Below are 8,678 nucleotides of genomic sequence, written 5' to 3' on the forward strand. Positions count from 1 at the left end.
CGTCGCCAAGGATTATGACACTGATTTTGTCAACTGGGGTATGTACCGGCAGATGATCTTTGATGAAAGAACCATGGTGGGTCCCGTTCTGCCCTTTTCCGATATGGGGAAGTTCTTTTATGGCAAGTATGTCCCGCGGAACCTGCCCATGCCTTTCGCCACGGTGATCGGTCCGGATCCCCTTTCGGCCATAGCCGCCTCTGCGCCATCACCCATCGCCGAGGAGGAATTCGCGGGGATGCTAATGGGCGAACCAGTGGAGCTCGTCAAATGCCGGACCAGCGATCTGTATGTGCCGGCCCAGGCAGAAATTATCATCGAAGGGGTTCTTATTCCCAACGTAACCATAGATGAGGGCCCCTTCGGTGAATACACCGGCTACCGGGTAACGCCCCGGGTCAAGCGGGCGGTCTATCGCGTCCAGGCGATTACCATGCGGAAGAAACCTATCTTGACGGTGTCGGTCATGGGCGTGCCTACCGACGAAGGGCAACTCCTCCGCTCCTTCTCCTTGGGGTTGGAAATGGATAAATTGCTCCGGGATCAGGGCATTCCCATTACGGGCGTCTATATGCTGCCCGAATCCACCCATCATCTGGTGGTGGTGGGGGTGAAACCTGTCTATGCCAATATTGCCAGCCAGGTTGCCCAACTCGTCTTCGGCAGCAAACTTGGCCCCTGGTTCCACATGGTGGTCGTGGTGGATGACAAAACTGATATCTACAGTAAAGATGCCCTCATTCATGCCCTGGCCACAAAATGCAATCCCGGCAAAGGGATCCGCGTTTATAAAGACTCGGTGGGCACTCCCTTCTATCCTTTCCTCGGCCCGGATGACAGAACACATGGCCGCGTGGACAAGGTGGTCTTTGACTGCATTCTCCCCACGGATTGGCCCGTAGGCGATATTCCGACCAAGGTTTCTTTCGATAATGTCTATCCGCAGGATATCCAGGATAAGGTGCTTGCCAAATGGAAAACTTATGGTTTCGCAGAATAAAGGAGGGTCATGATGGCCGTTTATGATACGTTTATCTTGGAAAATGTCGAAGGATTTAGTGAAAACCAGGAACTGGTAACCGTCCTGCGGGATCTGACGGCGGGGAAAAAGAAGTATAACTCCGCCTATGCAAAAATAAAGATGTCCCCGGACCCCAAAAAATACCCCCATACCCTGTTCGTCAGGCAGGGGAAGGGCGTGCTGCTGAAGAACACCTACTCTATGGAGATCCTGTCCTGGGTTAACATGATACCGGCGGGGCTTTAACAAAGTGCTGAGGACTGAGTGCTGAGGACTGAGAAGAAAAACACTCAGCACTTTCTTTTGTAACACGGGGTTATTGATGATCAATTCACTGCGGGACTATCTCGAGGTGCTGCGGAAGAAAGGCCTTCTCCTCGAGGTGTCGGAGAAGGTCTTCCGGGAAGATCTGCCGGAGTTGATCGCCAGTCTGCAAGGTTCAGGAAAGGCGCTTTTGTTTACGGACGTCGCCGGCTACTCTGGCCGTGTGGCTGCGAACCTGGTTCCCACGCAGGATTGTTTTGCCGATATCTTTGAAACCACCAGTAATCATTATGAGTATTTTATCAATGCCCTGAAGAGACGGGAGCAAAAGCTGCCCACCGTCGAACATGATCTGGTGACGATGGCCATGGAAGGGCGGGAGCTGCTCGACCATTTGCCAATATTGAAGCATTATGAGCAGGACTCGGCGCCATTTATTACGGCAGCCATTGCCTCTTCCCGTGATCCGGAAACGGGCGCCGTTGCCCGGGGCATCCACCGCCTGGAGTGGAGAAAAGGCAACCGCATCGGCATTGCCCTGCTTAACCCGCCGCTGAGTGAACTATTCGAAAAATACAAGCGGTTGCAGAGGCCCATGCCCATTTCCCTCTCCATCGGCAATGATTTGGCGGTACTGCTGGCCATGGCCCTCAAGCCCCAACTGGATACGGACAAGTTGGAAATAGCCGGGGGGCTGAAGGGCAGGGGCATAGCCACCATCAGTTCCTTCGATTCCGACATAGACGTCCCCCAGTCAGGCGAGATACTGCTGGAAGGTTTTGTTGACTATGATGATTGCCGGCCAGATGGACCGTTGGGAGAAATCAGCGGTTATTATATGCGCTTGCTAGAAACGCCGACCGTCGTCGTGAAGAGGCTGTCCTGCCGGCCCTCGCCCATCTACCATGCCCTCCTGCCCACCTGCCTTGAGGCGGACATGTATTTGACCTTCGTGAGTTATGCCCATATCCATGAAACGCTTATGCGCCTGTTCCCCTTTGTGATGCGCATACATTTCATTCCCAAGACCTTCGGTTCCTCCATCATCGTCCAGGTCAAGGGCGTCGAGACTCAGCGCATCAGAAGTCTGATCACTTTTGTCCTGTCCTTTCCGATGATCAAGAAGGTCCTCGTGGTAGATGAAGATGTAGATGCAGAAGATTACCGGGACGTGGAATGGGCCATGGCCACCAGATTTGATCCCCGTCAGGATTTGATTGTAATTGACAACTTGCCGGTTCAACCTATAGATCCGCAGAAAAAAGAGGGCCAGGGCCTCACCAAGATGGGCATGAATGCTACGGTCTTTGGCAAGAACATCGAGGCCAGAGCCAGAATTGCCCGGGGAGAGCGCACGAGGATTGAGGCCATAGTTAAACTGCGTGGCTCAGTGTGACGAGTTTTGCAATTATCTCCATAAATTTTATTTCTTTCTTCCCGCGTATTTTCCCCTTCTACAGAATTAGCAACTATTCCATTGGCACGCAATATCCCTTGACAAGCAAAAACAGCACCCCTATACTGGCCAGGTGCGATACATGCTGACGAATTTCCACCCTAACAGAAAGTCATTCATCCTATGTCATCCGAGTTTTTGAACCCTTCCCGCTATCAGGAGCTTCTTGAAATCCTGGCTGGTCAAGTACACCGGGATCTGGTTCGCCAGTACCCCGATGAACTGTGGCAAATCCGTCGCCAAGGTCTGGCTTTTGAAGACCTTAGCAATATGCAGAAGACTCATACACTGGACGCGGCCCGGGAGAATCTGGATGCACTGCTGGACGCCGGTATCATCTTTGAGCTGCCCCACACTCCGGAAAGAGACCTCCAGCAGGTGCGCCAGGATATCGAAACCTTGCTGAAACAGGGCGAGCCCATCTTCGCGTACGACCTGGTCAGGCGGGCCCGACTGGACTTTCCGGAAGATGTCTCCCTGCGCCAGCTCCAGGCCCTATCCCTGATCCGAACCGGCGCCCCGGGAGAAGCCCTGACGGTGCTGACCCAGCTTTTGCGGGAAGGCCATCGGGATCAGGGGACCCTTGCGCCTCTGGCTCGTGCCTACCGGGACTATGGCGAAAGAACGAAGGATCAGGGGATGCTCCGGAAGTGTTTTCTGCGCGCATTTCAACTTTACGACGAGGCCTATCGCAACAGCCGGGGCATTTGGAGCGGCATCCACGCAGCATGGTTGGCCCTGGAGTTGGGTTTTGGCGATACCGCCTCTGATCTGGCGACCCAGGTACAACTGGGCGCCCAGGATTTGCTGCAACGGGCACGGGCAGATGGCACAGATCCCTTCTGGCATTTGGCGATTCTTGGCATCTCGGCCATGATTCAGCGCCGCTTCAGCGAGGGGTTCGGCTACTGCCAGGAAGTGGCGGAGACAGGGCGAGGGAGGATCGGCGACGTTGCAGAAGTCCGCTATCTGAACAAGAGCATCCTCGAACTGCTTCATCAGGACGTCACCATCCTGGAATCCATCCTCCCCGCCCCCAAGGTGCTCGTGTTTGCGGGTCACATGATTGATTTTCAGGACCGCAAGACGCCGCGTTTCCCGCCCTCCCTGGCCGCAACCGTTGCCCGAATAATCCGGGAACGTATTGCCAGCCTTCATGTCGAGGCGGGCTTCGCCACCGCCGCCTGTGGCGCTCCCATCCTTTTCCACGAGGCGGTGCAAGCCATCGGTGGTGAAAGCCACGTGGTCCTGCCCTATGGCCGGGATGAGTTCCTGGCTGATAGTGTGGCCATCCGTGAGGACATGGATTGGACCAGCCGCTTTGACCACGTGCTTGAAAAGGCCCGGAAGGTGATTCTGGCCAGCCCCCAGCGTCTGGATGAGGGCAGCGTCGTCTTCTCCTATGCCAATCAGATCCTCCTAGGGCTGGGTTTGATCCGGGCCCACCAACTGCGCTGCGAACTGAAGACCCTCGTCGTTTGGGATGGCCAGCCCAGTGAGGCAGCGGGCAGCGTTTCCAGGACCCTGGCCCATTGGAAGAAGCTTGGCCACTCGCCGGAAATCATCAATCTCCGTGAACTGGAGTCCGTGATCATCTATAATTCGAAGCATCGCCGCCGCGCCCGGAGTGTGCCGGCGCGCCGCGATGGGCTCAAGTCCCGGATCATGGTCATGCTCTTCGCAGACGTCGTGCGTTTTAGTCAGCTCGAGGAGCGCCAGGTGCCCTCCTTCGTTGCCCATTTCCTTGGGGCGATTGGAGCATTGGAAACGGAGCTCAAGGTCCGTCCAGCCATGAAGAACACCTGGGGCGACGGCCTCTTCATGGTCTTCCGGAAAGCCCATGATGCGATCTGCTTTAGCAGGGCGCTGGTGGAACGAGTCGGCCACACCGATTGGGCCAGTCTTGGCCTGCCCCCGGATCTGAATCTCCGTGTGGCCCTCCATACGGGCCCGGTTTACGTCGGACGGGACCCTGTCACGAGGCGCCGGACCTGCTTTGGCACCCATGTCAACAATGCCGCCCGAATCGAGCCCATCACACCGCCAGGCAAGATCTACGTCAGCCAGGCCTTCGCCGCCCTCGCTGCAGCCATGGACCTGACGGACTGCCCCTGTGAATACGTCGGAGAGTTGCCCCTCGCCAAGAACTTCGGCAGCTTTCCGATGTACGTGCTCCAGACGATGGAAGATCCGGTGGATATTGGTGACCCCTCCGACTAGAGGCGCCATTGACTTTGTCACCAAACCGATTAACCCGGTTGTGCTCAAGTTGCGGGTACGCAATTCTCTTTTCCATAACTGCAGGATAGTATGTCGGAGTAGAATTAGAATTCGATGCCCAGATCGAGCTGCGGAGCAAATATCTTCCCCATCGTCCACAGGGTTTCGCGGTACGGTGAGTCTCCCAACTGGGCAGGGAGCGATTTAATCGTTTCCCAGATTCCGTCCGTATTGTTCGATCGGCCGGAATCACTCTTTAGCCGTAGGTCCTGATAGCGGGAGACGCGGAGCCGAAAACTGCCGAATTGGAATTCGCTCCATTTTCTCTCTCTTCCTTCAGCCGCTACTTTTATGGCGTTGCTCCGATCTTTATTGTCAGTTGCATAATGTTCAAAAGTATAAGCAGGCACCCGCATCTTTTTAACCGGCGCCAGATCCTCGCGGACGATAAAAGGCCGCCAATCCAGGAAAAAACCGGCGGCAGGATATGGGACTGCCAAGATAAGCATAGTTATAAAAGCCATTATAAACCGATACTTATAACACATCTGACAAAACCTTCTCCATCATGGCGGCGGACGCGGGAGGCGGAGCTCGCGACCGACATAGAGGGGATCGCGAAGCTTCATGTTATTTAACTTCAACAGTACGCTCACCGACGTTTGATATCGGCGGGCAATTTTAGCGATCGTTTCCCCTTTGCTGACTTTGTGAAAAGCGGGTGTGGTTCGTGCCCGGGATGTTTTCTTAAGCGTATCGCCTTTTTTCACCTTGTAGGATGCGGCAGGGCTTGGACGTGTTTCAGCGACCGGACTTTTTGCTGCCTTGCCAATCTTGTCATCCTTCGGAGCTGCTTTCACGACGGGAGGTTCGGGAATCGAGAAAAATCCCCTGACGGTTCCGGCGATAGATGAGGCGAGTTCTGCCTGAAATTTTTCACCCCGTAAATTAGACTCCTCCTGCAGGTTGGAAATATAGGCAGTTTCAATGAGAATGGCTGGTATCTCCGGAAATTTCAGCACCCGGAAAGGGGCCTCTTGAACGTTGGCAAACTTGATGCTATTGATCCGGCCAATGCTATTAAGGATCTGGTTGCCAAAGTTCTTGGACTGATTGATCGTGTTCGTCTGAAACATATTGAGGATGATGGGGTGTGACTCGCCATTGCCGTTACTCTCGCCCAGGGTACCACCGATAATGTCGGCCATGTTCTCCTGACGGGCGAGAATCTTCGCGGCCTCGCTGCTCGCTCCGCCGGTGGAAAGACAATAGACGGAACTCCCTTTGGCAATTTTGTTTCTGGCGGCATCGGCGTGAATGCTGATGAACAGGTCGGCGCCCAGTTCCCTGGCGATGCTCAGCCGCTTTTTAAAAGGTACGTAATAGTCCCCTTCCCGAGTGAGAAAGGCGCGTGTTCCTTCGCCCGAGTTAAGGACATCCTTTAATTTTTTGCCGATGGCCAGCACCACGTTTTTTTCTGTCGTGCCCCGATTGCCAGTCGCACCCGGATCTTCCCCCCCGTGCCCAGGATCAATGACAATAATTTTATCCTTCTTGACCACTTTAACCTGTTCCCGCGCTCGGCTTTCTTCTTTTTCAACCTCTGGAAGTGTAATGTCCATCACCAGACGATGAGGTTTGTCCTGAAATTTCTTCAGCTTGAAAATCTTGGTCTCCACTCTCTCCGTGACAAAAAGCTCCAAGCATACTTTTCCTTCCGCCGGGACGGAAAAAGCGATCCTGGCAATTCCCGGTTTATTCAGGATATATTCACGCGGGATGTCTTTCGAGAGGGCTGCATTGGCGAGCTGCAGTTGCACCTTGGACGCTGATTTTTCCACCGTATATTGGATTTCTTGGTCCGTATCAATCACCACCCGCGTATGCTCCGGCGCTGTCCAGTGACGCAGGTTAATGATTTCTGTCCGCGCCCAGGCTTGAGTGGATATAAATAATAGCAGGATGGATAAAGTTAAACGTATTAAACTATTCATAATCTCCTGTTGTCATAATCTTTGACGCTTATACCAGCTCCCGCCAACAATTTCAAACAGGGAAAGAAGCCTGAATCCACCACAATCTGATTGCAGAAACAGGAACGTTTGTTTATAAAGGAAAATAAAAAAGGAGTGACATCATTATGATCTGCCACAAATGCCACGAGACGATTCCCGATATGAGCCGCTACTGCCTGCACTGTGGCGTTTTATTAAACTTATCTTTAGGGCAAGCGTCTGAAAAGCATGGGGACGAAGAACAAATAGATTGGGATAACAGAATCTTATGCAGAGACGGCGCCTGTATAGGAACTGTCGTAGGAGGAAGATGCACAGTCTGCGGCCTGTCTGAAAAGGAGGAGCCCCGGTAAGAGTTTGCCCGGCATGTGAAGTTTGGAAATGCTCCCCCTTGCTACGTTCGGTGGGGAGGGGGGAAAATAATTGACACCCGCAACAAACCATGTTAATCGCCGCATCTACTGACTCTGTCGCAATTCTATCGCCTGCCCCCGTAGCTCAGAAGGATAGAGCAACGGATTCCTAATCCGTGTGCCGCGTGTTCGACTCACGCCGGGGGCACCAAATATATCAATAAGTTATCATATATATCATTGCCCTTCCATCTCATGCATGCCGGTTATTTACCGCTCCTTTACCGCTTTTGGATATTTTTAGCGTTCAGTGAGGGTACCCATGTGGTCACTGTGATTCCCCGCCTTCAAACAACTTTTATTGCATATTATGATAATTAATATAAGAAGATACACTATACCCTGTAAAATGGATTTGTAGCCGCTCGGGGTATCGCTCCGCACTCAATAAGTCAGACCTTAACCCCCATGTGATCCTCACCACGATGCCGCAAGAATCAACGATCGACCATCGGGCTGGTGCTGGGACATGGCTTCAGACGATCGTCGATTATAGATATTCACGATCCTTCATTATTTCTATCGCAGGACCTGTACCCGGGGTGGGCAAATTATCCAGGGTTCTTCGGCTATGGTCTTAAGGCCGCACACAACGCACACCAATTTTTAAAAAAATGGGAATTGCTTGCTGACCGTAGATTGATGCGTGCAAATACTTATCTGTGTTCCTACCGACTGATAAATTTCGCTGATATCCGTTTGGAAGATTGAGATTTGGAACGGCCAATTTTGTGAGTCTATAGCCCTTACGAAGATGCTAACCTGAGCGAGGGTTTCACCCATGCTTCAGTTGCCTTGCCTAAAAAATAGATAATAGGTAGACATAAACATTGCGGTTCACCCCGAGCCAGTGATAGTGTTTCAAAAAAAACATGGAGGAAACATGATCACCGCATACGCAACCGAACAGCCGTTTGACCACATAGGACTATACCGTGCGTTCCTGGAACGTGAAAACGACAGCACTGGAACAGTGGTGCTGCACCACGGCCGCGTCAAGCGCCCGGGAAAACATGTGCCTGAATTTTCAACCGTGGAGCTGAAAGCCCTTACCGGTGATGTCAACGAACGCCTTACCGCCATAGCCAGGCAGGCGAAAGAGCGGTTCAAACTCAACCAGGCGCTCATCGTCCATCGTCTCGGCATCATCGGCGCTTGCGATTCGGTCCTCCTGGCCATCGTCTCCGGCAAGACCCGTGACCGCTGCTTCGAAGCTTGCTCATGGATCGTTGACGAGGTCAAGAAGGAGGAGTTCATACATCTCATCGAGCATCCGTAACCCGTTAATA

7 protein-coding genes and 1 tRNA gene are annotated in these 8,678 nt (G+C 53.1%); 6 read left to right on the forward strand and 2 right to left on the reverse strand.

The window, feature by feature from the left end; genetic code table 11:
• From NT140_04770 to NT140_04785, 4 genes are all read left to right on the forward strand, one after another.
• Positions 1–1,000: UbiD family decarboxylase (locus tag NT140_04770; GenBank protein MCX5831188.1), on the forward strand; the 1,000-nt coding region annotated here is incomplete at its 5' end.
• Between the two features lie 9 nt (positions 1,001–1,009).
• Positions 1,010–1,267 carry a phenylphosphate carboxylase subunit gamma gene (locus NT140_04775; GenBank protein ID MCX5831189.1) on the forward strand — a complete coding sequence of 86 codons (258 nt, stop codon included), beginning with the start codon at positions 1,010–1,012 and terminating at the stop codon, positions 1,265–1,267.
• A 76-nt stretch (positions 1,268–1,343) separates the two neighbouring features.
• Entirely contained in the window at positions 1,344–2,681 is a 1,338-nt protein-coding gene (locus NT140_04780; protein MCX5831190.1) for a UbiD family decarboxylase, read from the forward strand.
• Between the two features lie 183 nt (positions 2,682–2,864).
• Positions 2,865–4,961: a hypothetical protein gene (locus NT140_04785; GenBank protein ID MCX5831191.1), complete on the forward strand. Its 2,097-nt coding sequence runs from the start codon at positions 2,865–2,867 to the stop codon at positions 4,959–4,961.
• Positions 4,962–5,065: 104 nt separating this feature from the next.
• On the opposite strand, the gene NT140_04790 is transcribed toward NT140_04785, so the two are convergent.
• Together NT140_04790 and NT140_04795 are read right to left on the reverse strand one after the other, a co-directional pair.
• Positions 5,066–5,470, reverse strand: coding sequence for a hypothetical protein (locus NT140_04790; protein ID MCX5831192.1), 405 nt, complete (start codon positions 5,468–5,470; stop codon positions 5,066–5,068).
• A 57-nt stretch (positions 5,471–5,527) separates the two neighbouring features.
• A complete protein-coding gene (locus tag NT140_04795; GenBank protein ID MCX5831193.1) occupies positions 5,528–6,955 on the reverse strand; it encodes an N-acetylmuramoyl-L-alanine amidase in 1,428 nt (475 codons plus the stop codon).
• A gap of 508 nt (positions 6,956–7,463) precedes the next feature.
• Between NT140_04795 and NT140_04800 the strand changes: the two genes are divergently transcribed.
• Positions 7,464–7,540, forward strand: a tRNA-Arg gene (locus tag NT140_04800).
• A gap of 732 nt (positions 7,541–8,272) precedes the next feature.
• On the forward strand, positions 8,273–8,668 hold the full coding sequence (locus tag NT140_04805; protein ID MCX5831194.1) for a molybdenum cofactor biosynthesis protein MoaE: 396 nt from the start codon (positions 8,273–8,275) through the stop codon (positions 8,666–8,668).
• The last annotated feature ends 10 nt before the right edge of the window (positions 8,669–8,678 follow it).

Source organism: Deltaproteobacteria bacterium (assembly GCA_026388415.1).
GTDB lineage: Bacteria > Desulfobacterota > Syntrophia > Syntrophales > JACQWR01 > JAPLJV01.